This window comes from Allobosea sp. P1_B10 (genome assembly GCF_056406735.1).
On sequence record NZ_JBFTZP010000012.1, the window covers coordinates 81,116 to 107,495 of the forward strand.

The following is a 26,380-nucleotide window of genomic DNA, read 5'->3' on the forward strand; positions in this document are numbered from 1 at the left end:
TCCCGATCACTCCACGGCCCCAATCAGATGGCGCTCGACGGACTTGAGCACGAGTAGCGAGAGGAAGCTGATGGCGAGCAGGCAGATCGACCAGGCAGCGGCCTTGTTCAGATTGAAGGTGTACATGACCTCCTGATAGATCTGCGAGCCGACGAACTGATGCGACATGCCGCCGAGAACGATCGGCGTGACGATCGCGCCGATGCTCGCCAGGAAGATCACGATCAGCGCCGTGAACGCGCCCGGCAGCGACAACGGCAGCACGATGCGCCGGAAGGTCTGAAACCGGCTCGCGCCGAGCACGCCGGAGGCCTCCTCCAGATTGCTCTCAATCGCCAGCAGCGAGGACAGGATCGAGATCACCGCGAAGGGGATCAGCACATGGGTCAGGCCGATGACGATGCCGAGATCGTTGAACATCAGCGAAAGCGGCTGCTCGACGATGCCAGTCCAGGCCAGCATGCCGTTGATGACGCCCTTGGGGCCGAGCAGAACGAGCCAGCCATAGGTGCGTACGACCAGGCTGACCAGCCATGGGACGAGAACCACGATCAGCAAGGCATTGCGCCAGCGTTCGAGCCGCCAGAGCAGGAGCGAAATGGGATAGGACAGCGCAACAGAGAGCAGCGCCACGGTCAGCGAGGACAGGATCGTCCTTGCGAAGATCACCTGATAGTCGCTTCGGTTCAGGATCTGCCGGAAATAGCGCAGTGACCAGCCATCGGCGTCGGCGAAGCCGTTGGAAAAGAGTTGGAAGACCGCCACGAAGAAAAGGGCGAGCAGCGCCAGGACCGGCAGCAGCAGCAGCAGGGCCTTGGCCGGCGAGGCCGGCTGCGTCTCGGTCATGGCTTTTCTCCGAAGCTCGCGGCGGCCGGAGCTGCGAGCGGTTCGAAGATTTGCGCGTCGGCGCGTTCGAAGGCGATGCGGCAGGCGGAGCCGGCTTCCGGGAGAGCCGCGCCGTCGCTGGCCAGTCGCACCGCGACGAGCCGTTGCTCGCCGCAGCGCAGGATGAAGCGCACGACGGGTCCCAGCGCAATGCGCTCGACGACGGTTCCCGGCAGCGCGATGCGTCCGCCCGCATCCGCGTCCGGCGGCAGGATCGCGATCCGTTCGGGCGAAGGCCGATCACGCAGTCGGTGCCGGGGGCAAGCATGAAGCCGCGCAGAGCGCTTGCCGGCAAGCTGTAGCGGCCGCCGGGGCAGTCGATCTCGACCGCGCCGGGCGTTGTCGCGGCGATGCGGCCGGGAATCTCGTTCAGTTCGCCGATGAACTTGGCGACGAAAAGGTTGGCGGGCTGCGAATAGATCGCGGGCGGCGTGTCGTATTGCTGGATCGTGCCGGAGCTCATCACGATGATGCGGTCCGACATCAGGGTCGCTTCTTCCTGGTCGTGCGTGACGAAGACGAAGGTGGTGCCAAGCTCGCGCTGGATTTCCTTGAGGGCGAGCTGGAGTTGCTTGCGGAGTTGGAGATCCAGCGCCGACAAGGGCTCGTCCAGCAAAAGGATCGAGGGTTCCAGCACCAGCGATCGCGCAAGAGCCACCCGCTGCTTCTGGCCGCCGGACAGTTGCGAGATGCGCCGGCTGCCGAGGTGGCCGAGCCCGACGAGGTCGAGGAAGTTCCCGACCTTCCGGCGCAATTCCGCCTCCGGCACATTGCGCAGGCGCAGGCCGTAGGCGACGTTCTCGTCGACCGAAAAATGAGGAAACAGCGCCAGGTTCTGGAAAACCATGCCGATCGGCCGGCGCTGCGGCGGCAGGCCCGCCATGTCGCGCCTGTCGATCGCGATCGCCCCGGCGCTGGGCGGGATGAAGCCAGCGATCAATCGCAGCAATGTGGTCTTGCCGCAGCCGGAAGGACCGAGCAGCGTGACGAAGGTACCGGCTTCGACCGCGAGATCGAGGCTCGAAAGCACGGTCGTCGCGCCATAGGCCTTCGCAACGCCGGCAACCTGGATGGAGCCTCGGGCCGCGCGGGACAGCGCGGCATGCGCGAGGGTTTCGGGCAAGGCTAGGACTTCAGGCAAAGAAGGGGACATTGATCGAATCCGCCGGGGTGGCGAGAGGGATGGAGAGCGCGCTCCGCGGATCGCGACTGGCGAGCGGCGTCTAGCGCTTGCCGGCGGCGATCTGCTCGACCCGGTTGAGCCGATCCTCGTAGTCGCTGACGATGACATTCCAATCCGGAATATACATCCGCTTCATCAGCGCCTCGCGCGTCATCCCGAGGTCGCGCTCATATTCGGGTGGCAGGACAGCCTTGTCGTTGGTCGGAATCGAGCCGTTCTGCCCCGAAATTCGCGTCTGGACTCCGGCATCTAGCAGCGCATTGAGATAGGTAATGGTCTGAGCCCGATCGGCGGAGCCTTTCGGCACCACCACGACATAGGGCAGCATCAACGCGCCTTCCTTCGGAATGGCCATTTCGATGCTCTTCTGGCCGTCGCGACGCAGGGTCCAGACTCGCGTCGAGTAGAATGGCACGGCAGTGACCTCGCCGCGTGTCAGCAGCGTGTTCATATGGGCAAGCGACGTATAGGTGGTCAAAGCATTGGCGATGATCGCCCGCAGCGGTTCGATGCCCGGCTCGATCTTTGCGGCACTGCCACCATTGGCATGGGCGAGGATGGTGAGATCGTAGGATGTCGCGTAGACCGGGCGCGTCACGGCGAGCTTCCCCTTCCAGCGGGGGGCAGCCAGGTCGTTCCAGGACTGGAAATCCGAGGCCTTGGCCAGCGTGTTGTTGAAGGCGATGCCGTAATAGCCGAAATGGGTGGCGAGGCCGACGATCTTGCCCTCCCGGTTCCGGACGACCATTTCCTTCGGCAGGTTGGCGATCGCGGGAATGTCCTTGTCCTCGAAGGCCTCGAGCAGGTTCGATTTGGCCAGGCCGATCGCCTCGAAATAGGTGACCTCGACGACATTGTATTGCGAGGCGGACGGCGAGCGGACGGCACCGGCCGTATTGGGCACCTCCGCCATGCGAGCGGCGATGCCGGTCTTCTGGGTGAACGGAACTTGGAAATACTCCCGCAGGACGGCCGCGCCGCCGCCGCCCCAGGTTGCGTGGATGACTTCTGCGACGCTTGGGCTAGAGCCAACTGCCATCATCGACAGGGCGTAGATCCAACGTTTCATGCTCATCGTGCTTCTCCCGGCTGTATCGCGGCCCGTTCTTCGCAGCCTTCGATGACGTCAGAATCCATCGCACCAACGGCCATTGCAAATTCAAATCAGGGCGAACTTCATTCCAGGAAGTTATGATGACCGATCGGCGCGCATGCGAATTTTCAAACAGTTGCCACGCTGATGGGCTTCGAAGGTCAAGGCCGTGTCGCATAGCCGCCGACCCGGCCAATTTTCATGCTGTGCTTGTGACGTTCACCCCCGCTTTTATCCTGCGCTGAGTTCGTTTCTGGCGGTTGTCGAGCCCGTCCGGGCCGATCAAACGCAGGGTTCTGGCGCTGTGCTTTTCGCATAGCGCGGCGCCAGGATCCGACAACGGGTGAAGGTCGAAGCTAAGAAAGACGGCGTCTGCCACCCGAGCTGGGAGTGAGGGCATTCGGAGTTATAGTCTGAGCGCCAGTTGGCCAAGGCTGTCCGGGGCTGTGAAACTCAATCCGGATTGACGCACCCTCACACATGGTCAGAATGCCCCGGCGGCCGGACACTTTCAAAAGCCGCCCGCCAACCTATCCGCCTCAGCGTCTGCACCGAGCGATTATCGCAAATCTTCGGCCGAATTCTATTCCAGAATTCGGGCAGCATCAGTGAATACTGAACTGTCGGGAGGGTACCATGAATAAATCTGCGATCGCGTTGGCTCTCATTTTCTGTGCAAGTCCTGCAATGGAGCAAGGAGCGAGAGCTCAACCCGCGCCTCCGGCTCTGACCGAGGTCGAGGCTCATGCCATTGGCGTCGATGCCTACATCTATTTCTACCCATTGATCTCGATGGACATCACGCGGAAGCAATCAACGAACATCGAACCGGGGAAAGAGTTCGGCAAGGGGCCGATGAACACGTTCGTCAACGTCCCCGAATTTCCTCCTGCCAATTTGAAGTTGGTCGTGCGGGTCAACTTCGACACGCTTTATTCCATTGCGTGGCTCGATCTCACCAAGGAACCTGTGGTCGTCTCCGCGCCTGATACCAGCGGACGCTTCTATCTCCTGCCGATACTCGACATGTGGACTGATGTCTTCGCATCCCCGGGATGGCGCACGACCGGCACGCAAGCCGGCAATTTTCTGGTTACGCCTGCTGGATGGAACGCCGCCGTTCCTGACGGCATGACGCGTATCAGTGCGCCGACGCCCTATGTCTGGGTCATCGGCCGGACGAAAACGGACGGGCCGCCAGACTATGAGGCGGTGCACAAGATTCAGGCCGGCTACAAGGTCACGGCACTCTCCGACTGGGGCAAGAGCCCAAGGCCGATCGAAGCGAAGATCGACCCGAGCGTCGACATGAAGACCGCGCCGAAGGTTCAGGTCGATACCATGCCAGCCGGCAAATACTTCGCTTACGCCGCCGAGCTGATGAAACTCCATCCACCGCATCTCACGGACCAGCCGATCGTCGCGCAAATGAAGCGGATCGGCATCGTCCCCGGCCAGAGCTTCGATTTCGAGAAGCTCCCGCCCGCCGTGCAGAAGGGCCTCGGAGCTGCGCCCGAAGCCGGGCAGAAGCTGATGGAATGGAAGCTGCCGACGCTTGCTCGGGTCGCCAACCACTGGTCGATGAACACCGATACGATGGGTGTTTATGGGAATTACTATCTCAAGCGCGCCATCGTTGCGCAGCAGGGCTTGGGCGCCAATCTTCCCGAAGACGCAATCTATCCGCTCAATCTCGGCGACGAAGCCGGCAGGCCGCTCGATGGCGCCAACAAGTACACGCTGCATTTCGAGAAGGGGGCGACGCCGCCGGTGAACGCCTTTTGGTCGGTTACACTCTATGACCCCGAAGGCTTTCAGGTCGCCAACAGCCTCAATCGCTTCGCTGTGAGCAGCTGGATGCCCTTCAAATATAACGCGGATGGCTCGCTCAACCTGTATTTCCAGAACGAGAGCCCGGGCAAGGACAAGGAAGCGAACTGGCTTCCGGCACCAAAAGGCAGCTTCAACCTGACCATGCGGCTCTATGGTCCGAAGTCCGAAGCGCTCACCGGTAAATGGAATCCACCGCCTGTCACAAAAATTCAGGCGCTTCCCAGCTTGGTCTTGCAGTAGCGCTTCAGGAGCGGGGTTTCAGGCGGGCGCCAGCGCACATCAACGTTAGCGCTCGCCTTCCCAGAGTCGCGCCGAGCGTCTGCGCGCGTCCGCGCGAACCTCCGCTCCCGACCCAATTTTGCCGTCGGCTCAATAGCGAAAGGGCACGGCGGATACCCGCCGTGCCCGGCGTTAAGGGTCCGTTTGCTCCGAAAGAAGAAGCGCATCGTCAACCTCGATGCCGAGGTAGAGTGTCAAACGGCACGCAATATTGCCGGACGTTGCCCCCTGATCGGCGTCCAAACTTGCACGCCGAAACACACTTTGGCCAAAGCAGACGCTGGCGGCTCTAGGACAAGACGTCGATCGACCCCTTGTAGTAGGTCAAATCGGCAATTGTTGGCGAGACGGTTCACGACGAGCGACGCATCCCGCGCCTCGCCGCTCTTCCAAAACAACTGTAAACCGATCACGAAGGTGGCGCGGGTGTCAGGTCCTCTCCGCTACCCGCTGATCTGGTGCATCAGCCCGAACACATCCATCAGAATGCGCGTTTCCTTGATCCGACCGCTCTCAATCCGGTCGATCACCATTCCCCAAACGGACACGCGGTTGCCGGACGCCGAAACGCCAAGAAAATCTCCGCTCTGTGTACCCGTCCAAGTGAAGCGCGTGAGAATCTTGTCGACCTCGCCAAACTGTTCGTGGATGATCCAATGCATGTCAGGGAAGGCGGAGAACAGCCCGCGCAGCACGTCCTTCAAGCCTTCCAAACCTGGCCCTTGTCCTGGAAATGGCGCCTGCTCAACGACATCGTCGGCCACGAAGGCTCCGGCTGCATCGAGATTTCGTTCGTTGATGACAACGTTGATGAAGTCGCGGATTACGAGCTTGTTCTGTTCAAGGCGCATATCCAAACCTTTCCGGCGTTGTTCACGGTTCGCTGGTCAGCAGCAAAATCCATTATCGTCGACAGATCAGTTCAAGCACAACTCGCCGGAACTTCTCGACCCTACTCAGTCGTTGCGCAGTGCGTCAGTAGCGGACACTGGCTCAATGCCCAGAGCCGGATGCTCGAATGGGTAGACGCGAGGTCCGCTGGCGACCCGCAGTGGACATTGTCCCCTCGCAGCAAAGGCATCGGAACTTGGCCCTACCAGACCTTCACGATGCCTGCTTTCCGGTTGGCGGGGGCCATACATTGCCGTCCGTTACTGTCCTCAGGTGCAGTATCGAGGACTTCTACATCCCGGTAGATTCTGCTCGTTCGCGCTGCACTCCATATCGAGAATGCCGAGGGACTGACATCGCTGACAGCAATCGACAGAAACCCCTAACAGGAGGTCCGACATGAATACTCGGAGCAAATGGCTCAGTATGTCTGGAGCAATCGTCCTGATTTCGGGAATGAGCTCGCCGTCCATCGCCCAGCAACCACAGCAGCAACAACGACCCAACATTGTCGTCATCATGGGCGACGACATCGGCATCTGGAACATCGGCGCCTACCATCGCGGCATGATGGCGGGGCGCACGCCCAACCTCGACAAGCTTGCCGCCGAGGGCATGCTGTTTACCGACTATTATGCCGAGGCGAGTTGCACGGCGGGCCGCGCCAACTTCATCACCGGCGAACTGCCGATCCGCACCGGCATGACGACAGTTGGCCAGGCCGGCGCCCCTACCGGCTTGCCGGCGCAGGCGGCCACGATTGCAAACGTGCTCAAGGGAATGGGCTACGCCACGGGCCAATTCGGCAAGAATCATCTCGGCGACAAAAACGAGTTCCTGCCGACCGTGCACGGGTTCGACGAGTTCTTTGGCTATCTCTACCACCTCGATGCGATGGAAGATCCCTGCCACCCGAACTATCCGCAAGATCTCAGGTCGCAGGTCGGCCCGCGCAACATGGTCCACTCTTTGGCGTCCACGACCGACGACGCCACAGTCGATCCACGTTGGGGCAAGATCGGCAAGCAGACGATCAGGGATGCGGGTGAGTTGTGCCCGATGCGCATGGAGACTGTGGACGACGAAATCCGCGACCTTTCCTTCAAGTTCCTCGACAAGGCCAAGGCCGACAACAAGCCGTTCTTCCTCTGGCTTAATCCAACCCGCATGCACATCGTCACGCATCTGTCGCCGAAGTACCAGGCGTTGCGTAACTCCAAGAATGGCTGGTCGATCCACGAAGCCGGCATGGCGCAGCTCGACGATGACGTCGGTTTGGTGATGCAGAAGCTCAAGGACATGGGGGTGGACGACAACACGATCGTCGTCTTCACCACCGACAACGGCACCGAGGTCTTCACCTGGCCCGATGGCGGACAGACGCCTTTCGCACAGAGCAAGGGCACGGTCATGGAGGGCGGCTTCCGCGCGCCGGCGATGATCCGCTGGCCCGGTCGGGTTCCGGCAGGCAAGGTCGAGAACGGGCTGATTTCAGGGCTCGACTGGTTTCCCACCTTCGTCGCCGCAGCAGGAAACCCCAACATCGCCGAAGAGCTGAAAAAGGGTAAGCAGATCGGAGATCGCACCTACAAGGTCTATCTGGACGGCTACGACCAGACGGAGCTGATCACGGGCAAGGGCCCGTCCAACCGAAACGAAATCTGGTACTTCGGTGAAAGCGATCTCGGCGCGGTTCGCATCGGCGATTACAAGTATCGCTTCATTGACCAGCCCGGTGGCTGGCTCGGCGACAAGACCAAGGCGGATGTGCCCTTTCTGACCAACCTTCGCCTCGACCCGTTCGAGCGCACGGGCTGGCCAGACAACGGTACGAAATCCGGCTCGCAAAACTACTTTTCCTGGTTCCAGTATGAGTTCTGGCGTTTCGTCTTTGTCCAGGACCAGGTCGAGAAGCTGGCGATGACCGCCATCGAGTTTCCGCCGATGCAGAGGGGAGCGAGCTTCAACCTCGATGCGGTGAAGACGAAGATCGAGGCCGCAAGGACGGCGATGGTCAAGTAGGCTTCGAACTTCGTCCGTCGTAGCCGCGGCGTTCGGTTGCCGCGGGGCCAAGATGAAGTCTTGCGGGAGTTCGGCACGACCTCATCGGTGCAAAGTCGGCTTGGCCGGTATCGAGTTGGACGTTCCGGGGATCGAAATGCCCGGTCTCCGGCAACGCCCCGACTTCCGGATCAGCGGGATACGGGTTCTTACGGTCGCGGAGGCGAACGTCTGCAAATCCACCCAAGCCGGTCATTGCGCGAGCACGTCGGATACTGGTCGGCCCTGCGCCAGCGGACCCTCGGCTCTCGCCTGGTGGATGGCAGCTCTCGACCATTAAAGGACTTGAAGCACACGGTTCCCAAAATGCGGTGATCGGCAGTCAATAGATCGCGGCGTGAAAATGGCTCTTGGTCGCATGGTGAAGAGCACCGCGGCTCTTGCTGCCGTGCATTTGGTCCTCGTCGGCGACATCTAGCTATTTCCGCAATGTCGGGTCCAGACGGTCGCGCGCCCAATCGCCGATGATCGAGATCGACAGCGTCGTCAGGAAGATGGCGGTGCCGGGCAAGACCGCGATCCACCAGGCCGAGGTCAGATAAGCGCGGCCCGCACCGAGCATCTGCCCGAGGCTCGTCAGCGGCGGCCGGATGCCGAGGCCGAGAAAGCTGAGCGAGGTTTCCAGCAGGATGACCTGCGGAAAGTTCAGCGTGAACTGGACGATCAGCACGCTCAGGATGTTCGGCAGGATATGGCGCAGGTAGACATGCGTCGCCGGGGCGCCAAGCGCGGTCACGGCTGTCGCGTAGCCCTGCGACTTGGCGGAGATCACCACGCCGCGTGTCAGCCGCGCGAAGACCTCCCAGCCATAGAAGCCCATGATGAAGACGAACAGCATGAAGCTGCCGCCGAAGAGCGCAATCAGCGTCAGCGCGATCAGGATGAAGGGCAGCGATGCCTGAACATCCGCCAGCATCATCACCGCCTCCTCGACCCACCCGCGGAAATGGGCGGCGACGACGCCGAGGAAGGTGCCGACGCAGGCGCCAATCAGGGTGCCGCCAAGCGCGACCAGGACGCTGAAGCGGATGGCGTAGATCAGGCGGCTAAGGATGTCCCGGCCGAGTTCGTCCGTACCGAGGGGATAGTCCCAGCCACCGCCGAGAAAGACCGGCGGACGCAGGCGCCGGAGCAGCGACTGCGTCCGATAGTCATAGGGCGCCAGCCAGTCCGCGAACAGGAAGACGACGACGATCAGCGCGAGAACCGCGAAAGCAAGTATCACAAGGACGGGATAGCGGGCCTCGGCGGTAACGGGCGCATCGTCGGACCGGCGCAGGAAACCGAACGGCGACATCTCAGCCCTCCTGCCGCGCGGCGCGCATGCGCGGGTCGATCAGCGTGTAGATGGCGTCGACGGCGAGATTGGTCAGCACCATCGTCACGGCGACCATGACGAGGATCGCCTGCACCAGCGCGAAGTCACGCGAGGTAACGGCGTTGACCAGGAGCCGCCCGACGCCGGGCACCGCGAAGACGGTTTCGACGATGATCGAGCCGGCGACGACGTCACCGAGCTTCAGGCCGATGATCGTCACGATCGGGATCGCGGCGTTGGGTAGGGCATGCTTGAGCACGCGGAGGAAGGACGGCACGCCCCGGGCACGGGCGGCGACGACATATTGCCGGTTGAGCACCTCGAGCATCGCCGATCGGGTGAAGCGGGCGAAGGTCCCGGCGAAATGGGTGCCCAGCGTGACCGCGGGCAGGATCAGATGCCAGGCCGTCGCGTCGCCCGAACTCGGCAGCATCCGCCACTGCAGCGAAAACAGCAGGATCAGCAGGATGCCGAGGAAGAAGTTCGGCACGCTGAAGCCGAGCACTGCGAAACTCATGACGATCCGATCGATCGGCTTGTTGCGGTTGAGCGCCGCCGCGATGCCGGCGCCGACACCGAGGACCAGCCCCAGCGCGAAGGCGAGCAAGCCGAGGCGCAGCGTATGCGGCAGCGCGTCGGCGATCAGCTCCAATGCGGGCCGCTGGTCGGAGAGCGACAGGCCGAAGTCGCCTTGGGCCACGCCGGAGAGATAGGCGAGGTATTGCTGCCGTAGCGGTCGGTCGAAGCCGAATTTCGCGCGGTAATGCTCGATGACCTCCGGCGTGGCCTGATCGCCCACCAGCATCTCGATCGGGTCGCCGGACAGGTTTAGCGCGACGAAGGTGAAGGTGACGACGATCCAGACCGTAAGCAGGCCCCGGCCGAGCTTGCCTAGGATGTAGCCCGGCCGCATCACGATGCTCCCGCCGGGACGTCGCGCAGCAGCAGCGCCGGATCGTTCAGGAGAACGGCGTCAGGCCGATGCGCCAGCACGGCATCGAGTTCGGCTGTGCTTACATCGCCAGGCTCGCGGCCCGTGCCGCGGCCTCCCGTCGTCACCCAGACCGTGCATCCAGCCGGCAGAGCGGCGGCGGCGGCGCTGTCGAGATCGCTTTCCCAGAGCCGAAAGGCGCTGGCTCCGGCGGCCGCGAAATGCATGGGATTGGCTCCTTGCGGCAGAAAGGCGAGGATGCGGGCGCCGGGCAGGCTCAGCCGAGCATGGGATACCTGCAGGGCATCCCGAACGCCGATCCAGACGCGATCGCCATGGCCTCCCCGCCTAATCTCGCTGACGATCGCGTCGATGACCTTGAGGTCCTGCGTCTTGACGTCGATCAGGGCCGGCCGGCTTGGGCAGATCGTCCCCAATGCGTCGGCCAGCGTCGCCAGAGCGACATCCCTGGCGGCCGCCATCTCGCGCAGCTCCGCGCTGGTGTGATCGGCGATCGCCACAGCGATGCCTGTGAGGCGCGCGAGCGAACTGTCATGCGACGAGACCACGACCCCGTCGGCGGCAAGCCGCGCATCGGTCTCGACGATGTCGGCCCCAATCTCGATGGCGGCGCGGTAGGCGGCAAGCGTGTTCTCAGTCCAGCGGGACGAGTAACCGCGGTGGGCGATGACGAGCGGACGGGTCATTGCGTGTTCTGAAGCTCTTCGGCGAAATGGCAGCGGGCCGCGCGGCCAGCCGAGATCGGGCGCAGCGGCGGCGCCTCGGCAGCGCAGAGTGGCCGGGCGAAGGGGCAGCGCGGGTGAAAATGGCAGCCGCTCGGCGGCGCCGCCGGCGAAGGTGGGTCGCCGGTGACGCGCATGGCACCCCGCTTGCGCCCCGCCAGGTCCGGTATCGCGGAGAGCAGCGCCAGCGTGTAGGGATGGAGGGGCTTGCGATACAGCTCCTCCGTCGGGCCTTCCTCGACTATCCGGCCGAGATACATCACCGCGACGCGATGGGAGAGCATCTTCACCACCCGCAGGTCGTGGGAGATGAAAAGATAGGCGATGTCGTAGCGCTCCTGCAGGTCGCGCAACAGCCGCGTCACTGTCGCCTGGACGGAGACGTCGAGGGCCGAGACCGGCTCGTCGCAGACTATCAGGCTCGGGCGCATCGCCAGCGCCCGCGCGATCACGACCCGCTGCGCCTGTCCGCCGCTGATCTGGTGCGGATAGCGACCGGCATGATCTGCCGACAGCGAAACCGCCTCCATAAGCCGACGCATCTCGGCATCGCGCCCGGCACGCTCCCCGATGTCGTGCAGGTCGAGCGGCTCGCGGATCTGCTTCCCGATGGTGAGGCGCGGGTCGAGCGCCGATTGCGGGTTCTGGAAGATCATCTGAATGTCGCGGCGCTGCGCCTGCCACTCGCGATCGGACAGGCCCGAAAGCTCGCGGCCCCTGAAGCGGATCTCGCCACCGCTCGGCCGCTCCAGCCCAACCAGCATTCGGCCGGTCGTCGACTTGCCGCAGCCGGACTCGCCGACGAGGCCGAGGGTTTCGCCGGCCCGCACGGTCAGCGACACGTCGGCGACGGCATGGATGGTGTGCTGTCGCGAGAACAGCGTCCTGCGCCCACCGAAGCGGCGCTGAAGATTGTCGACGCGCAGGAGCGGCTCGGCTGCGGTGCTCATGCGACGACGTCTTCGCGGTAGATCGGGGCCGGCGCATCCAGCCGCGGCATCGCCGCCAGTAATTCGCACGTATAGGCGGCCTCCGGGCTGGTCAGAACGCGATCGGCCGGGCCGGTCTCGACGACTCGGCCATGCCGCATGACGACGACATCGTCCGCCATCTCGGCGACGACGCCGAGGTCATGGGTGACGAAGAGCACCGCCATGCCGAGCTCATCCTTGAGCCGTGCGATCAAATCGAGCACCTGCGCCTGGATGGTGACGTCGAGAGCGGTGGTCGGCTCGTCGGCGATCAGCAGGCGCGGCTCGCAGGCGAGCGCCATGGCGATCATCACCCGCTGCGCCATGCCGCCGGAAAACTGGTGGACATAGGAGTCGAGCCGCTGCCGCGGTTCGGGGATGCCGACCATGCGCAGCAATTCGAGCGCCCGCTCGTCCCGCCCGGCCGCGGACAGAGAGGTGTGTAACCGTAGGGTCTCGCGCAACTGCCCGCCCACGGTATGGACGGGGTTCAGAGAGCCAAGCGGGTCCTGGAAGACCATGCCGATGCCGCGGCCGCGCACCTTCGTCATCTTCGCTTCGGACAGGGCCGCCAGATCGCGCCCCTCGAACAGGATGCGTCCGTCGGTGCGCTTGCCGTTCCCCGGCAGCAGGCCGAGCACCGCCTGGCAGGAAACGCTCTTGCCGCTGCCGCTTTCGCCGACGACGCAGGTGGTGCTGCCTCTCCTGACGGCGAAGGAGACGCCGTGCAGGATGTCGGCGTAGCCCGAGGTGGTCCTGAATCCGACGGTCAGGTCTTCGACGGAAAGCAGCGGCGGCTCACCCGCCGCTACGAGGCCCGGTTGCGGGCTCATTTGGCGAAGGAGAAGTTCGAAGGACGGAAGTCCATGTAGTACTGGCTGTAGGGCGTCCAGTTGACGTTGGATTTCACGCCGTAGCCCGTGACAGGGTTGTACAGCATCGTCATCGGCATATCGTCCTCGAAGGCCACGAGCAGCTTGGTGAAGGCGGCCTTGCGCTTGGCTGGATCGGCCTCCGTGCTCAGCTCGGCAGCGGCATCGTTGAAGGCCTTGCTGGCGCCGTAGAGCTTCCAGCCCTGCTGGTTCTGCGTGGCAGGGCCCCACAACGCCAGGATCGCGCCCGTCGGATCGGGGACGCGATAGGTGTTCGACCAGGCGAAGACCTGCGCGCCCTTCTGGCGCACCTCCTTGAAGCTCTCGACGAAGTCGATGCGCGCATTGATGCCGACGGCGCGCCACATCTCCTGGACGACCTGCGCCGCCTCGACATTGTAGAGGTAGTAGTTCGCGATGACGCGATAGGAGATTTCCTCGCCCTTGTAGTTGCTCTCGGCGAGCAGCTTCTTGGCGAGGGCCGGATCGTATGGATAGCCCTTGTTCTCCTTCACCTGCATTGGCCCGAAGCTCGGCAGCTGATGGCCGTGCGGGACATAGGTCTGCCCCTTCCAGAGGGCGTCGATCAGCGCCTTGCGGTCGATCGAGAGGCTCATCGCATGGCGCAGCTTCTTATCCGCGAGAACCGGGTCGTTGGTATTGAACTGGAGCACATGGCTGTTCTCGAGCGGCTCGGTCTTCAGGACCACGTCCTTGTAGCGCTTGAGAGCGTCCCACTGGTCGGGCGGCAGCTCCACGGCGATGTCGAAATCGCCGGCGACGAGGCCGGCAACGCGCGCCGCGACCTCCGGCACCGAGCGGAAGACGATCGTCTTCGCCGCCGGGGCGCCCTCGAAATATTTGTCGTTGGCGGCCAGCGTGATGCGATCGTTGCGCTGGTAGTCGACGAAGCGATAGGGACCAGTTCCGACCGGCTTCCAGCGCAGTGCCTTGGCCGCATTGTCCATCCAGATGCGCGGCTCGACACCGTCCTTGCGGTGCGCGTTCCATGCCTCGTCGCAGATGACGAAGGACATGTAGCTCGACAGCCGGTGTTCCAGGATCGGGTCGGGCTGGGCGGTGGTGAAGCGCACGGTGAAGTCGTCGAGCTTGTCGACGCCCTTGAAGTCGCCGAAATAGACCCTGCCTTCGGGATAATACGGCTTGTCGCCCCAGAGCCGGTCGGCGGAGAAGGTCGCCAGCACGTCATTGGCGTCGAATGGGCTGCCGTCGTGGCAGACGATGCCCGTCCTGAGCTTGACGTCGAAGGTCGTCGGCGAGGTCCAGGACCAGCTCTCGGCGAGGCCCGGCACCAGCTTGGCGCCGCCATCGGCGGTGGGATGGGCGAAGTCGCGTCGGATCAGCGTGTCGAAAATCGAATAGAACACGCGCACGTCGACATTGCCGATGCCCTCGGCGGGATCGAGCGTTCGGGCGAGCTCGTTCACGGCGACGACGAGCTGCGTCTTAGGCTGGGCCTGTGCGTCAAGGCCGAACCCGGCGGCGGCGAGCGCCAGCGATGCTGTCAGGATCCTGTACGTCATCAATTCCTCCTGTGATCCGCCTCCTTGCGGAGGTCTCTGTTTCATCGATGTGACGGCCCGGCCGTCAGGGACGCGTTCGGAACAGCCGCTGGAGTTCGTCCACCTTGGACAGCGTGCCGTGAGAACGGCCGCCGTCGATGCGGGAGAGCTCCAGGATCAAGGTGTTGCAGAGCGCCATGGGTACTGCGAGCGAATGGAACTCGCCCGGATCACCACGGTCCGCGACCAGCGCCAAATCGCAGGGGGACAGGGCGGTGCGGCGGTCCGTCATGAGCACCGTGCGGGCGCCGGCCTCGCGCGCATAGCTTAGGACCCGCGAGGCTCCCGGGCTGTCATGCCGGAACACGAAAGCGAAGACGGCGTCCGCTGCCCCAAGCCCCAACAGTTGGTCTGCCGCCTGCCAGTCCGCATGGCTCAGCACGGCCGCGCGGTAGCCGGACCGGACCAGGCGACGCGCGAATAGTTCGGCGAGGCTCGCTGCATGCCCCTCGCCGAAGGCGAGAATGCGCCCGGCATCACGAAGCAACTGCGCCGCCTCACTGATCTCCGCTTCGCTGATCTGCTCGGGTAGGCGCGTTAGCGCGCGGATGTCGCCATCGACGACTGAACCAAGTAATGAGCTGCCGGTCGCGCGGCTCACGCGCTTCTGGACGCGTGTCGAGGCATCGCGATCGGCGACGACAGCGTCTTGGATGCTTGCGCGCATGTCTCGGTAATCGACGAAGCCGAGTTTGCGGGCGAGGCGGCCCGCCGTCGAGGGATGCACGCCGGCGCGCTGGGCAACAGCATGCGCAGGCAGGAAGCTTCCGGAGGTGCGGTCAGCGAAAAGCACGTCGGCGAGGCGACGATCGGCGTCGGTCAGCTCGGCCTTGCAGGCTGCGATTCTTTCCCAAAAGTCCATTCGCCGACCTCCTTGATGATTGCTAGCCGAAGCCATCAGGAGGTTGCAAGTTAATTTGCGCATTTCCAATTGCGCAATTTATCGTGCATTAAGGTTGTGAGGAGTGGCTGCTTCGGCCCCTAGGCAGGTTGCGGTGCCAAGTCGCCGAGCGGTGCGACTGCTGAGACGATAGCGACTCCAGCAGTTAACTGGCGGATCGGGACACTGAGAACTAGCAGCCCGCCATACGGCGCGTGAGTGCAGCGATAAGGGTGCGCCAGCTTCCGTCTTGCCGCCGCACCCAGAAGCGGTCGTTCCCGATGTCAGGAAAGGCCGGAGGCGCTCGATGGGTGGGTGCCCTCAGACTGACCGCAGGGCGCGGATGTCGCTGCGGTCTTCCGGCAGGCACGAGCTCACCTCGAAGAAGGCTTTCACCACCGAGCGCATGCGCTCGCTCTTGAGGCAGGCGACGTAGTCGGTGCTGCGCAGACCCTCGCCCTCGATCTGCAGTGTCGTGAAGCGCGCCGAGCCGAAGGCTTCCAGTTCCCAGACGATGCCATGGCCCAGCCCCGCCGCGACGGCCTCGCAGATGCCCTCCCGGCTGCCGAGTTCGAGCACATAGCGCGGGGCGGCGCCTGCCCGGGCAAAAGCGTTGTCGACCAGCGCCTGTGTCATCGAGCCGTCCTCGCGCCCGATCATCGGTTCGCCGTCGAGCTCGGCGATCGAGATCGACCTGCGTTTGGCCCAGGGATGGGTGTTGGCGACGATCACCACGCCGCGATGGTGCCAGAGCGGCAGGGCCTCGATCTGCGGGTGGTCGCCCACGCCAGGCAGGATGCCGATATCCACATGCCGATCGAGCAGCGCCTGCCGCACGATGCGGCTGTTTCCGGTCAGCACCGAGAGACGCACGCGGGGGTGCGATTTCATGAAGCGGGCGAACAGGCCCATCACGATATGCGGCCCGTCGACAGCGAGGCGCAGGCTGCCTCCCTGCAGTTCCTGCGCAGAGGACAATGTCTCCTCGATGAGCTCATCCAGGCTCGCAAGCTGCCGTGACAGCGAATAAAGCCGCTCTCCCGCTTCCGTCAGGCGCACCCGCCGCCCTTCCCGGTGCAGGAGCTTGAGCCCATGCCGCTCCTCCAGCGCCTTGACCTGGATCGTCACGGCCGGCTGGGTAAGACCCAGCACCTGAGCGGCCCGCGAAAAGCTTCCTTCGCGCGCGACAGCATCGAATGCGCGGATCTGTGCGTAGATCATGCCTAAAAACCAGCCACCAATATAAGTTCTATTTTCTGATGATATAAAATTTCTAATTTGTCTAATAGGTCTCTGCGGCTGCAACCTCTCGCTGCATGGATAAGCGTGAGGCGACTATCGTGGCGGACAACACAGCAGCGGCAGCCAGTCAGGCCGCACTCGCCTTGGCGAAGAGTCAGGAGCAGCGCAGCATCGCGGCACTCGCCGAGATCGTGCGCATGCGCAGCCTCACCGGCGAGGAAGGCCCTGCCCAGTCGCGCATGGCGGAGCTCATCGCCGTCACCGGCGCCGAGGTCACGCAGGAAGAGCCGGATGTCGCGGCAATGTTCAAGGCGTTCCCGGATGTCGCGCAATATCCGACGCATTGGGAACACGATCTGATCCTGCCCTATGCCGGCCTGCCGACCTATGAGGCGCTGCGCGACAGCGGACTGCAGCCGGTGTTGAACTATGATGGCCGCCCCAATGTGGTCGGCCACTGGAAAGGCACCGGTGGCGGGCGTTCGCTGATCCTCAATGCGCATATCGACACCGTCACGGTCGAGCCGCTGGCGCAGTGGACCCGCGACCCCTTCGGGGCCGAGATCGCCGACGGGCTGATGTATGGCCGCGGCACCTCCGACATGAAGGGCGGGTTGATGGCCGCGCTGCTGGCGGTAACCTATTTGCGCGAAGCGGGCGTCAAGTTGCGGGGCGACGTCACCCTGCACTGCGTCGTCAACGAAGAGCACGCCGGCAACGGCACGCTCGACCTGGTCACGCGCGGCGCGGCGGCCGACGCGGCCGTCGTGCTCGAGCCGACCTCCAACACCATCGCCTACAGCCACCCGGGCGGCCTCTACTGGCAGGTCACGCTGAACGGCACGCAGCGCTCGCCGGGCGCGCGCTGGAACGGCAGCGAACTGGAAGGGCTCGGCGCCGTCGACATGCTGCCGCCGGTGATCGAGGCGCTGCTGAACCTCGAGCGCCGCTACAATGCCGGCACGCCGGCGGGCGCCAAGCCGCCCTTCTCGCTGACGATGGGCAAGATCGCGGGTGGCCATTACGAGACCGTCACGGCCGGCGAGGTCGTGATCAAGGGCGGCGCCTATTTCGCACCGTCACTGGGCGCCGTAACCGACATCATGGACGGGTTCCGCAAGGCGATTGCGGATGCCAATGCGGGCGACGAGCGCCTGCGCCGCCATCCGGCCCGGCTCGAATTCCTGCACCACGACGACGCCACCGACCAGAGCGCTGACCTCGAGGTGGCCAGGGTGATGGGCGGCGTCCTGGCCCGCCGCAGCGGGGACGGCACGGCTCATCCTGGCCATTTCTGCTGCGACATGCGCCATTTGGTGAACCAGGGCGGCATTCCGAGCATCATCTTCGGCCCGGGAACCATCGCCCAGGCCCACAAACCCGACGAGCATATCCCGATCGCCGACTTCCTGTCCGCGATCGAGCACCTGATCGAATTTATCGCGGAGTGGTGCGACGCGGACTAGGAGGCACTCCGAACACGGAGCGTCCAACCATAAAAAGGGGATGTCCTGACATGCGTATGAAGCTTCCGGCCGTTTTGGCGGCAGTCCCGTTCGCACTGGCTTTGAGCAGCGCCACCGCGCTGGCGCAAAGCTGCGCCAAGACGGGCGGCACCCTGACCTATGTGTATTCGCTGGAGCCAACGTCGCTCTCGACGATCGCGACCTCGGCAGTCCCGGTCGCGCTGATCTCCACCAAGATGTATGAGAGCCTGCTCAACTACGAGGGGCCGGGGCTGACGCCCAAGCCCGGGCTCGCCGAATCCTGGACGATCTCGGACGACAAAAAGACCTACACCTTCAAGCTCCGCGCCGGCGTGACCTGGCATGACGGCAAGCCGTTCACGGCGGAGGACGTCAAGTTCAGCGTCGAGAACATCATCCGCCCCTACCACTCGCGCGGAAAGGCCTATTTCGGCGATGTCGAGACGGTCGAGACGCCCGATCCGCTGACCGTCGTGTTCAAGCTGAAGGCACCCGTTCCCTATTTCATGAACGTGTTCCAGGCGGGCGAGGCACCGATCATGCCCAAGCACGGCTTCGACGGCATCGATGTGAAGACGGTCGCGGCGGTGCGTGCCGCTCCGATCATGCAGACCCCGGTCGGCACCGGCCCGTTCCGCTTCAAGGAATGGCGCAAGGGCAGCCATATCACGCTGGAGCGCAACCCGACATACTGGCGCCAGGGCTTCCCCTGCCTCGACCAGATCATCCAGCGCATCATGCCCGATGGCGCGGCGCGCGCGATCGCGCTGGAGACGGGCGAGGTCGATCTTGCGCCGATGAGCAGCCTGCCCGAGGCCGAAGTGCAGCGTCTGGAGAAGATGCCCTCGCTCGTGGCCTCGCAGGCCGGTGCCGAGGCACTGGGCCCGAATATGTGGCTCGAGGTCAATATGCGCGACAAGCCGCTCGCCGATCTCAAGGTTCGCCAGGCGCTTAGCCTGGCACTCGATCGCGAGCGCATCGTCGACGTGATCTGGTACGGCCAGGGCAAGCCGGCGCGCGGCCCCGTCGTCAGCGGCAACACGGCCTTCAACAAGGCGCTGAAGCCCTACGAGTACAATCCCCGCAAGGCCAACCAGTTGCTCGACGAAGCCGGCTATCCGCGTGGCGCCAACGGCGTGCGCTTCAAGATCACCCAGAACTTCCTGCCCTATGGCGAGAACTGGCAGCGCCTCGCCGAATATGTGCGCCAGGAGCTGAGCAAGGTCGGCATCTCGGTCGAGACCCAGAGCGCCGATCTCGGTGGCTGGCTGAAGGCGGTCTACACGGACTGGAACTTCAATCTCACCAGCACCTTCTCGCACAACTATTCCGATCCCTCGATCGGCGTCGAGCGCACCTTCCATTCGGAGTTCATCAAGAAAGGCGCCACCTTCACCAACTCGATGGGCTACAAGAATGCCCGCGTCGACGAGCTTTTCGGCCTGGCAGCACGCGAGATCGACCCCGTCGCACGTCAGAAGCAGTTCGACGAACTGCAGCAGATCCTGCACGACGAGATGCCCGTGATCTTCCTAATGGAGATGTCCTACACCCATGTCTGGAACAAGCGGGTGAAGGGCCTGATCACCAACGGGATCTCGATGTACTCGTCCTGGGACAGCGTGACCAAGGACTGAGCGCGCCAGCCATGACGCCGCATCCCGTAAACGCCCGGTCACACCAGCGGAGCTGAGATCAATGTCCCTCGGTTTTATGCTCGTCCGCCTGTTGCAGGTCGTGCCCAGCGTCCTGGGCATCGCGGTGCTGAACTTCGCTCTGCTGCATCTCGCCCCCGGCGATGCAGCAGAGATCATCGCCGCCCAATCGGGCGGCGCCTCCAAGGAATTCGTCGAGGAGCTGCGTCGCTCCTTCGGCATCGATCTGCCGATCTACCAGCAATTCTTCGTCTATCTCGGCAAGCTGGTTAGCTTCGACCTCGGCATCTCCAACGTCCAGCAGCGCCCTGTCCTCGAACTGATCGGCGAGCGCATGCCCGCCACGCTGCTGCTGATGCTGACCTCGATCGGCATCGCCATCGTCGTCGGCGTGATGTGCGGCATCGTCGCGGCCATGCGCCACCGCAAATGGGTCGACAGCGTTGTCTCGGTGCTTGCGCTGCTCTGCTATGCGACGCCGCAATTCTGGCTCGGGCTGATGCTGATCGTCCTGTTCTCGGTGACGCTCGGCGTCCTGCCCTCGGGCGGCATGATGACGATCGGGACCGAGATGGCCCCTCTCGAACGTGCGCTCGACATCGGCCGCCATCTCGTGCTGCCGGCGCTGACGCTCGGCCTGTTCTACGCCGCCGTCTATGCGCGTCTGATGCGGTCCTCAATGCTGGAGGTCTACTCCTCCGACTTCATCACCACCGCCCGCGCCAAGGGGGTGTCCGAAGCGCAGATCAGCCTCAGGCATGCCGCCCGCAACGCGCTCCTTCCCGTGGTCACCATGGGCGGTGTGCAGATCGGCCATATGCTCGGCGGCTCGATCCTGGTCGAGACGGTTTTCGGCTGGCCGGGCCTCGGACGCCTGCTCTTCGACGGGCTGCTCCAGCGCGACCTGAACCTGCTGCTCGGCATCCTGTTCATCTCCTCGATCCTGGTGGTCGTGTGCAACCTGCTGGTCGACCTCGTCTACGGCCTGCTCGATCCGAGGATCCTCGCGCGATGAAGGGCATGTTGCATCTCTGGCGGCGCTATCGCCGCAACCGCGGCGCCGTCGTCGGGCTGTTCGTCCTCAGCCTGATCGTGCTCGCGGCGATCTTCGGGCCGATGATCTACACGGTCGACCCGTTCGACATGATGGGTCGCCCTGCCCAGCCGCCCTCGGCGCGCTTCCCGCTCGGCACCGACGTCTCGGGCCGCGACATGCTCGCAGGCCTGCTCCACGGGGCACGAGTCTCGCTCCTGATCGGCGTCGCCGCCAGCGTCTGTGCGACGGTCATTGGCGTGCTGGTCGGCGCGGCGGCCGGCTATTGCGGCAAGACGGTCGACGCGCTGCTGATGCGCCTGACGGATTTCTTCCTGACGATCCCGTCCTTCGTGCTAGCGGTTGTCATCATCGCGATCTTCAGGCCGTCGCTCGTCACCGTGATGGCCGCCATCGCGATCGTCTCCTGGCCTCCGGTTGCGCGCCTGGCGCGAGCCGAGTTCATGGCGCATCGCGACCGCGAATATGTCCAGGCCTGCCGCTCCATGGGCATGTCGAGCTGGCGCATCGCGCTGCACCAGATCCTGCCGAACGCCCTGCCGCCGGTGATCGTGGTCTCGTCGCTGCTCGTCGCCACCGCGATCCTGACGGAATCGGGCCTGTCATTCCTGGGCCTCGCCGATCCGAACGTGGTGTCCTGGGGCTACATGATCGGCGTCGGCCGCACCATGCTGCGCACTGCCTGGTGGATGTCGGCGATCCCCGGCATCGCGATCCTGGTAACGGTGCTCTGCATCAACCTCGTCGGCGAGGGCCTCAGCGACGCGCTGAACCCGAAGCTCCAGGATCGCTGAGGGAGTCGCAGGCGCGCCCCACCCTCGCCGTCAGCCGCGCATGCTGCCTGTCTCGATGAAACGCTGGTGCCAAGACAGGGCTTCCCCGGGCAGGCAGGGGGATTGCTGGCCGTAGGAGCCGCTCTGGGCTCGCCGGAATTAATCCTCCAGGGCGGGCCGGAAGTCCGGATGGGCGCTGATTCATCCACCCCCGTTGAGTTGGTCAACCCTGAAGTATGTCGTTTGGCAGACAGGAGGACCGCCATACCGAAGAAGCGCCACAAGCCGGGAGAGATCGTCGCGAAGCTGCGCCAGGTCGATGTGCCGGTTTCGCAGGGGCAATCCGTTGCCGACCCGAGGTCAGCACGCTCTACGGCGCTTCTTCGTAGAGAATGACGTGCGCGTGAGGCGCAGGCCTACTCCGCATTCACAATAATCCTAGCCTGATTCTGTCGGCACTGCTGCGCCACAACCAGACATTGGCAAATCGCCAGGGACCGGACATTCCCTGCCGCCCGGATCAAGGTTAACTCTCGACCCAAAGCTGACTCTGACAGGTCCGCTTTCCAGTATCCTACCCAGGCCGATGTGCTCGGCTGAGATTCTCCATCAGGGAATTGAAATCACCCTGCCGATCCAGGATCACCAAGGAATGAGCATGCGCGCGTAGGTACCGCGCGTCCTTCGGCGAATAGCCATACTGACGGTGGAATGCGCGCCCGAATTCGTCTGGGGAGGAGAACCCGTTTTCATACGCTATCTCGGCAATCTTCCTTTCCGCTCCGAGGTCAGCGAGGCTCGCATGCGCAGCGGCCAGACGTTGCACCCTAATCTCCCTGGCGCATGGTCAGCGCGAGCTGCGTTTTCGCGGCATCGATTGAATCCTGCGTGGGAGCAAGACAGCTCGTAATCATGCTCTCGCAACCTTGAGCGATCTGACGGAAGGAGCGATCGTCGAGCGTTGGCAGCCTTGCCTCCAGGAGCAGAAGGTAGTCGGCAAGCAAGCGGTACGGTCCGCCCGACGCAGACGTCCCGTTCAGCACATCGATCGTCCCGGCAAGGTGTGGGTAGGCGTCCCTCGGGACATAAAGAGGAGCTCGACCCAAGAGCAGTGTCCCGAAAATCGTCTCGTCAGCGATCGCACGCTGAGCTCACCCGGTCGGCTGTTCATGACGAAGTCGCCGGTTCGGCTCACAGCCGATCCCTGCTTGTTCAGCGTCAGCATCCAGTGATCGACGCCGTTCCGCCGCAGCTCCCGGGGCCGAACTTCATAGTCCATCGCATCGAACTGTTCGGACGACAAAACCAGATTGCCGAGGTTGAACGCTCTCAGATTGGCGTCGTACCCCGTGCCGGAAGGAACATCCGCCGGGCGGGAAGCCTCCGTGATTGAGTCGATCGCCGAACGCCACACATCAAACTGGTGGCCCAGCGGATGCTCACAGGTCGAGAAGACGAGGTCCGCGTTGCGGGCATTGGACGCCTGCGCCGAGGGCTCCATTCCCGACATAAAGCCCCATTTCACCCGCCTTCTCCTTGTGGCTGTGGGACGAATAGGCGTGTTTTGGGTGCTTTCACGATACCCTTGGCAGCGCAAGCTCTCTAAGATGCCGTTAGCGGGGTTCATGCTGAAGACGGATCGAATGCCATGAATTCAGATCCCTTAAGCTTCCGCCTGAAGCGGAGGTGCGTTCTCGCCAGTGTCAAGTCGATCGCCCTGGGCATGGCACTGACGCTCGCAGGGACCTTTCCAGCAGCGAATGCGACGGAAGGCGGCGCGAGCCTCTACCTGCCCGGTTTCCACGGTCCGATGGCCGGTTACCTTCCACCGCCGGGATTCTATTTCGAGACAGACCTCTACAGCTATTCCGGGCGGACCTCAGCCCGCATCCGCACCCAGATCGGCGGTGCCGTCCTCGGAAACGTCCGCGTCGAGGCCAGAGCGGGCTTCCTGACTCCGACCTGGGTCCTGCCGGTCGAGATACTCGGCGGCAACCTCGCCATCGGCGCCTCGCTGCCGATCGGCGTGCCACGCGTCAGCGCCGGAGTTGTCGTGTCATCGCCTCGCCTGGGGCGCACGATCGGCATCAGCGAGCGGGACGCGACCTTCAATATCGGCGATCCGATAGTGTCCGCGGCGCTCGGATGGCATTCGGGCAAGTTCCACTGGGCAACGGCTGCTGCCGTCAGCGTCCCCGCCGGGGCCTACCAGGAAGGAGAGCTCTCCAATCTGGCATTCAATCGTTGGATCGGTGACCTCTCAGCCTCGCTGACCTATCTCGATCCTGCCATCGGCCTCGATATCTCGACCACCGTCGGGTTCGAGATCAACGGCACCAACAAGGCGACCGACTATAAGAGCGGCAATGCCTTCCACGCGGACCTCGCGGTGACGAAAAACCTGACCAAGGAGTGGTCGATCGGTCTGCTCGTCGGTCACTACCAGCAGACCAGCGGCGACAGCGGTGGCGGCGTTCTCGTCGGATCGCATAAGGGGCGCGTGACGGCAGTCGGCGGCAGTATCAGTTATAATTTCGAGGTTGGCGGTGTTCCGATCACAACTCGCTTGAAGGTCATGCGCGAGGTCGAGGTGGCCAACCGCGCCCAGGGGACCATGGGGCTTCTGAGCATCGCCTTCCCCCTTGGAACCACGCCCAAGGCCGGAAAACCCGGTTCGATATAACGATTGCCCCATAACGGAGGGCTGAGATGCGCAAGTTGATCATCGCAACACTGCTTGTCCTGTCGACGGCAGCATCCGCGCAGGCTCCTCGTCCGACCGACGAGGACATCAGCAACGCCTACATCTATGTCCTTGGGCGGCTTCTCGTCGCCCGTCAGCAGCAGCTCGACTTCAAGGAGGGGTTCAAGTGGAACGAGATCATCCATCGCAAGCCCGGTGCGGTGGACTGGCCCAATCCGAACCTCGACGTGGCCTACTCCGAAGCATGGGTCGCTGCTGACGAAAGCAGTTGCACCATCGTCACTGTTCCCAAGGTCGAGGGCCGTTACTACACCGTCCATTTCCTGAACGGGTGGGGCGAAACGGTTGCCAACATCAACGAGCGGCTCTTTCCCAAGCGGCCCTTCGGCGAGTTCGCGGCCTGCTATCGTGATTCCAAGGTCGACCTTGCCCCCGGAGTGACCCGGATCAATCTACCGGTGAAGTCCTCACGCGTTCTCGCGCGCATCGAGCTGGGCTCCGACCCAGATGCGGCGACAGCTTTGCAGAACCAGTTCACGCTTCGCGCGACCGGCACGCCCACTCCCCCGGAGATCGCCAAGACGATCATGTTCGAGCCCGAAGCGCTGCCCGGCGCGGAGGCTTTCGACAGTGCCAATGCGGCCCTCGACAGCGAGGCGGATCTCAGCGTCGGGTTGGAAACCCTCCAGGCGAAGGCGCGATCGATAGCCGCGGCGATCAGTGATCCGGCCGAGCGTCAACGCGTCGACCAAGTGATCAGAACCAAGGCTTTCGCGACGATAGCCAAGGCGGGAGAGATACTCGGCCACGGCACAGCCCATAACGGCTGGGCCCGCCCCGGAGTCGTGGGCGAATACGGTCTCGATTATGTCGCACGGACATTGATCAACAACGGCGGCATCTGGGCCAACATCAAGCCCGAAGTGTTGTATTATCGCGGAAGCAGGGACCAGGCCGGCAACGAACTCAACGGCGACAACGTTTACACGTTGACCTTCCCGAAAGACCAGTTGCCAGCCCAGTACGCCACGTTCTTCTGGTCGGTCATCGCGGTCGACAGCCATCGCTTCCGCGTGTTGCCCAATCCCCTGAGCCGTTTCCTGATCAATAATCAATCGAAGTTTGAATACGGTCCAGATGGCGAGCTGACATTGTTCTTCGCCGATCAGAAGCCTGCGGACGCTCCCGATGGGAATTGGCTGCCGACCCCGAAGGCGAGCAAGTATCGTCTTACCTTTCGCTTCTATCGCCCGACTGAGGGCGTTGCGAACGGAACTTATTTCCCTCCGCCTATTATCAAGCGCTAGCCAAGACTTCGGAGGAGACCATGAAGATCCGTCGTCTCTTCGCCGCAGTCCTGCCTGCCCTCGCGACCTTTACGGTCGCGAGCGTTGCCCAGGATTGGCTTGCCCCCATTTGGTGGCTCAGTTCTAATCTAATGCATGGTGGGCTTGGCGGCCACGGTTGAGATGGCCGGCGAAGCGGGTTGGGTTTGCGCGGCCGGCCAGACCACGGCGGTCGGCGCGGGCGGCCGATAGCCGAGCGAGGAGTGTGGGCGCCGGGTATTGTAGTGCTGACGCCAGCCCTCGATGACGATCCGGGCCTCGGCGAGGCTGTAGAACAGCTCGCCGTTCAGAAGCTCGTCACGAAGCTTGGAGTTAAAGCTCTCGCAGTAGCCGTTCTCCCAAGGACTGCTAGAGCGCGCTGAGTTTTATCGGAATCGGGATTCGCAAATCAGCTTGATCGTGGTTCAAGATGTCTGCCGGGAGAAGGCGGCCGGCAGAGATGACGCGACCTTACTCTGAAGATCTCCGCGAGCGGGCTCTGGCGCGGTTCGATGCCGGTGAGAGCATCCGCTCGATCGGCGTGGCGCTGAAGATCAGCCCGTCCTGCGTCTCGAAGTGGCGCAAGCTGAAGGCGCAGACGGGGTCGCTCGACCACG

At 63.5% G+C, this 26,380-nt stretch carries 23 protein-coding genes and 3 pseudogenes; 9 read left to right on the top strand and 17 right to left on the bottom strand.

All coding sequences use genetic code 11. The annotated features are described in order from the left end of the window. Positions 1 to 6: 6 nt before the first annotated feature. From AC1D2L_RS21080 to AC1D2L_RS21100, 5 genes and pseudogenes are all read right to left on the bottom strand, one after another. Positions 7 to 846 (bottom strand): ABC transporter permease, encoded by an 840-nt coding sequence (locus AC1D2L_RS21080; protein ID WP_476847854.1) that lies wholly within the window; start codon positions 844 to 846, stop codon positions 7 to 9. Next, positions 843 to 1,640 carry a TOBE domain-containing protein gene (locus AC1D2L_RS21085; protein ID WP_476847876.1) on the bottom strand — a complete coding sequence of 266 codons (798 nt, stop codon included), beginning with the start codon at positions 1,638 to 1,640 and terminating at the stop codon, positions 843 to 845. Before AC1D2L_RS21085 ends, AC1D2L_RS21080 begins: the two co-directional genes overlap by 4 nt. Next, a pseudogene (locus AC1D2L_RS21090) lies at positions 1,544 to 2,176 on the bottom strand (ABC transporter ATP-binding protein); the annotation flags it as partial. The gene AC1D2L_RS21085 and the pseudogene AC1D2L_RS21090, both read right to left, overlap by 97 nt. Beyond that, positions 2,109 to 3,143: an extracellular solute-binding protein gene (locus AC1D2L_RS21095; RefSeq protein WP_476847855.1), complete on the bottom strand. Its 1,035-nt coding sequence runs from the start codon at positions 3,141 to 3,143 to the stop codon at positions 2,109 to 2,111. The pseudogene AC1D2L_RS21090 and the gene AC1D2L_RS21095, both read right to left, overlap by 68 nt. A 300-nt stretch (positions 3,144 to 3,443) precedes the next feature. Beyond that, positions 3,444 to 3,596: pseudogene (locus tag AC1D2L_RS21100) on the bottom strand (IS3 family transposase); the annotation flags it as partial. Positions 3,597 to 3,848: 252 nt separating this feature from the next. Here AC1D2L_RS21100 and AC1D2L_RS21105 point away from each other — a divergent pair. Beyond that, positions 3,849 to 5,234, top strand: coding sequence for a DUF1254 domain-containing protein (locus AC1D2L_RS21105; RefSeq protein ID WP_476847877.1), 1,386 nt, complete (start codon positions 3,849 to 3,851; stop codon positions 5,232 to 5,234). A 482-nt stretch (positions 5,235 to 5,716) separates the two neighbouring features. On the opposite strand, the gene AC1D2L_RS21110 is transcribed toward AC1D2L_RS21105, so the two are convergent. Further along, a complete protein-coding gene (locus tag AC1D2L_RS21110) occupies positions 5,717 to 6,124 on the bottom strand; it encodes an ester cyclase (RefSeq protein WP_476847856.1) in 408 nt (135 codons plus the stop codon). Positions 6,125 to 6,590: 466 nt separating this feature from the next. On the opposite strand from AC1D2L_RS21110, the gene AC1D2L_RS21115 reads away from it, so the two are divergent. Beyond that, a complete protein-coding gene (locus AC1D2L_RS21115; RefSeq protein WP_476847878.1) occupies positions 6,591 to 8,186 on the top strand; it encodes an arylsulfatase in 1,596 nt (531 codons plus the stop codon). Positions 8,187 to 8,643: 457 nt separating this feature from the next. Here AC1D2L_RS21115 and AC1D2L_RS21120 read toward each other — a convergent pair whose 3' ends face one another. The 8 genes from AC1D2L_RS21120 to AC1D2L_RS21155 form a co-directional block, all read right to left on the bottom strand. Beyond that, complete coding sequence (locus AC1D2L_RS21120; RefSeq protein ID WP_476847857.1) at positions 8,644 to 9,522, bottom strand: ABC transporter permease; 879 nt, start codon at positions 9,520 to 9,522, stop codon at positions 8,644 to 8,646. Position 9,523: 1 nt separating this feature from the next. Next, positions 9,524 to 10,456, bottom strand: a complete 933-nt coding sequence (locus tag AC1D2L_RS21125; protein ID WP_476847858.1) for an ABC transporter permease — start codon at positions 10,454 to 10,456, stop codon at positions 9,524 to 9,526. Then, positions 10,456 to 11,181: a glycerophosphodiester phosphodiesterase gene (locus AC1D2L_RS21130; RefSeq protein WP_476847859.1), complete on the bottom strand. Its 726-nt coding sequence runs from the start codon at positions 11,179 to 11,181 to the stop codon at positions 10,456 to 10,458. Before AC1D2L_RS21130 ends, AC1D2L_RS21125 begins: the two co-directional genes overlap by 1 nt. Beyond that, on the bottom strand, positions 11,178 to 12,167 hold the full coding sequence (locus AC1D2L_RS21135) for an ABC transporter ATP-binding protein (RefSeq protein ID WP_476847860.1): 990 nt from the start codon (positions 12,165 to 12,167) through the stop codon (positions 11,178 to 11,180). Before AC1D2L_RS21135 ends, AC1D2L_RS21130 begins: the two co-directional genes overlap by 4 nt. Next, entirely contained in the window at positions 12,164 to 13,021 is an 858-nt protein-coding gene (locus AC1D2L_RS21140; protein ID WP_476847861.1) for an ATP-binding cassette domain-containing protein, read from the bottom strand. Before AC1D2L_RS21140 ends, AC1D2L_RS21135 begins: the two co-directional genes overlap by 4 nt. Next, complete coding sequence (locus AC1D2L_RS21145) at positions 13,018 to 14,604, bottom strand: ABC transporter substrate-binding protein (protein ID WP_476847862.1); 1,587 nt, start codon at positions 14,602 to 14,604, stop codon at positions 13,018 to 13,020. The genes AC1D2L_RS21140 and AC1D2L_RS21145 overlap by 4 nt, the downstream gene beginning before the upstream one ends. A gap of 64 nt (positions 14,605 to 14,668) precedes the next feature. Continuing rightward, positions 14,669 to 15,568, bottom strand: a complete 900-nt coding sequence (locus tag AC1D2L_RS21150) for a MurR/RpiR family transcriptional regulator (RefSeq protein ID WP_476847879.1) — start codon at positions 15,566 to 15,568, stop codon at positions 14,669 to 14,671. Between the two features lie 276 nt (positions 15,569 to 15,844). Next, complete coding sequence (locus AC1D2L_RS21155; RefSeq protein ID WP_476847863.1) at positions 15,845 to 16,744, bottom strand: LysR substrate-binding domain-containing protein; 900 nt, start codon at positions 16,742 to 16,744, stop codon at positions 15,845 to 15,847. Between the two features lie 119 nt (positions 16,745 to 16,863). On the opposite strand from AC1D2L_RS21155, the gene AC1D2L_RS21160 reads away from it, so the two are divergent. The 4 genes from AC1D2L_RS21160 (at position 16,864) to AC1D2L_RS21175 (ending at position 21,755) form a co-directional block, all read left to right on the top strand. Beyond that, a complete protein-coding gene (locus AC1D2L_RS21160; RefSeq protein ID WP_476847864.1) occupies positions 16,864 to 18,231 on the top strand; it encodes a M20/M25/M40 family metallo-hydrolase in 1,368 nt (455 codons plus the stop codon). A 50-nt stretch (positions 18,232 to 18,281) separates the two neighbouring features. Beyond that, the gene (locus tag AC1D2L_RS21165; protein ID WP_476847865.1) at positions 18,282 to 19,889 is read left to right on the top strand and encodes an ABC transporter substrate-binding protein; all 1,608 of its coding nucleotides are present in this window, start codon (positions 18,282 to 18,284) and stop codon (positions 19,887 to 19,889) included. A gap of 61 nt (positions 19,890 to 19,950) precedes the next feature. Then, a complete protein-coding gene (locus AC1D2L_RS21170; protein WP_476847866.1) occupies positions 19,951 to 20,922 on the top strand; it encodes an ABC transporter permease in 972 nt (323 codons plus the stop codon). Positions 20,923 to 20,927: 5 nt separating this feature from the next. Continuing rightward, entirely contained in the window at positions 20,928 to 21,755 is an 828-nt protein-coding gene (locus AC1D2L_RS21175; RefSeq protein ID WP_476847880.1) for an ABC transporter permease, read from the top strand. Positions 21,756 to 22,308: 553 nt separating this feature from the next. Here the strand turns inward: AC1D2L_RS21175 and AC1D2L_RS21180 are convergent. Next, positions 22,309 to 22,560, bottom strand: a complete 252-nt coding sequence (locus tag AC1D2L_RS21180; RefSeq protein ID WP_476847867.1) for a helix-turn-helix domain-containing protein — start codon at positions 22,558 to 22,560, stop codon at positions 22,309 to 22,311. Between the two features lie 210 nt (positions 22,561 to 22,770). Beyond that, on the bottom strand, positions 22,771 to 23,259 hold the full coding sequence (locus AC1D2L_RS21185; RefSeq protein WP_476847868.1) for a cupin domain-containing protein: 489 nt from the start codon (positions 23,257 to 23,259) through the stop codon (positions 22,771 to 22,773). 198 nt (positions 23,260 to 23,457) lie between these two features. Between AC1D2L_RS21185 and AC1D2L_RS21190 the strand changes: the two genes are divergently transcribed. Together AC1D2L_RS21190 and AC1D2L_RS21195 are read left to right on the top strand one after the other, a co-directional pair. After that, positions 23,458 to 24,417, top strand: a complete 960-nt coding sequence (locus AC1D2L_RS21190; protein ID WP_476847869.1) for a SphA family protein — start codon at positions 23,458 to 23,460, stop codon at positions 24,415 to 24,417. 26 nt (positions 24,418 to 24,443) lie between these two features. Then, positions 24,444 to 25,745, top strand: a complete 1,302-nt coding sequence (locus AC1D2L_RS21195; RefSeq protein WP_476847870.1) for a DUF1214 domain-containing protein — start codon at positions 24,444 to 24,446, stop codon at positions 25,743 to 25,745. A 128-nt stretch (positions 25,746 to 25,873) separates the two neighbouring features. Here the strand turns inward: AC1D2L_RS21195 and AC1D2L_RS21200 are convergent. After that, positions 25,874 to 26,131, bottom strand: a pseudogene (locus AC1D2L_RS21200) (integrase core domain-containing protein); the annotation flags it as partial. 92 nt (positions 26,132 to 26,223) lie between these two features. Here AC1D2L_RS21200 and AC1D2L_RS21205 point away from each other — a divergent pair. Next, the coding region (locus AC1D2L_RS21205) for a helix-turn-helix domain-containing protein (protein WP_476847881.1) at positions 26,224 to 26,380 on the top strand (157 nt) is incomplete at its 3' end.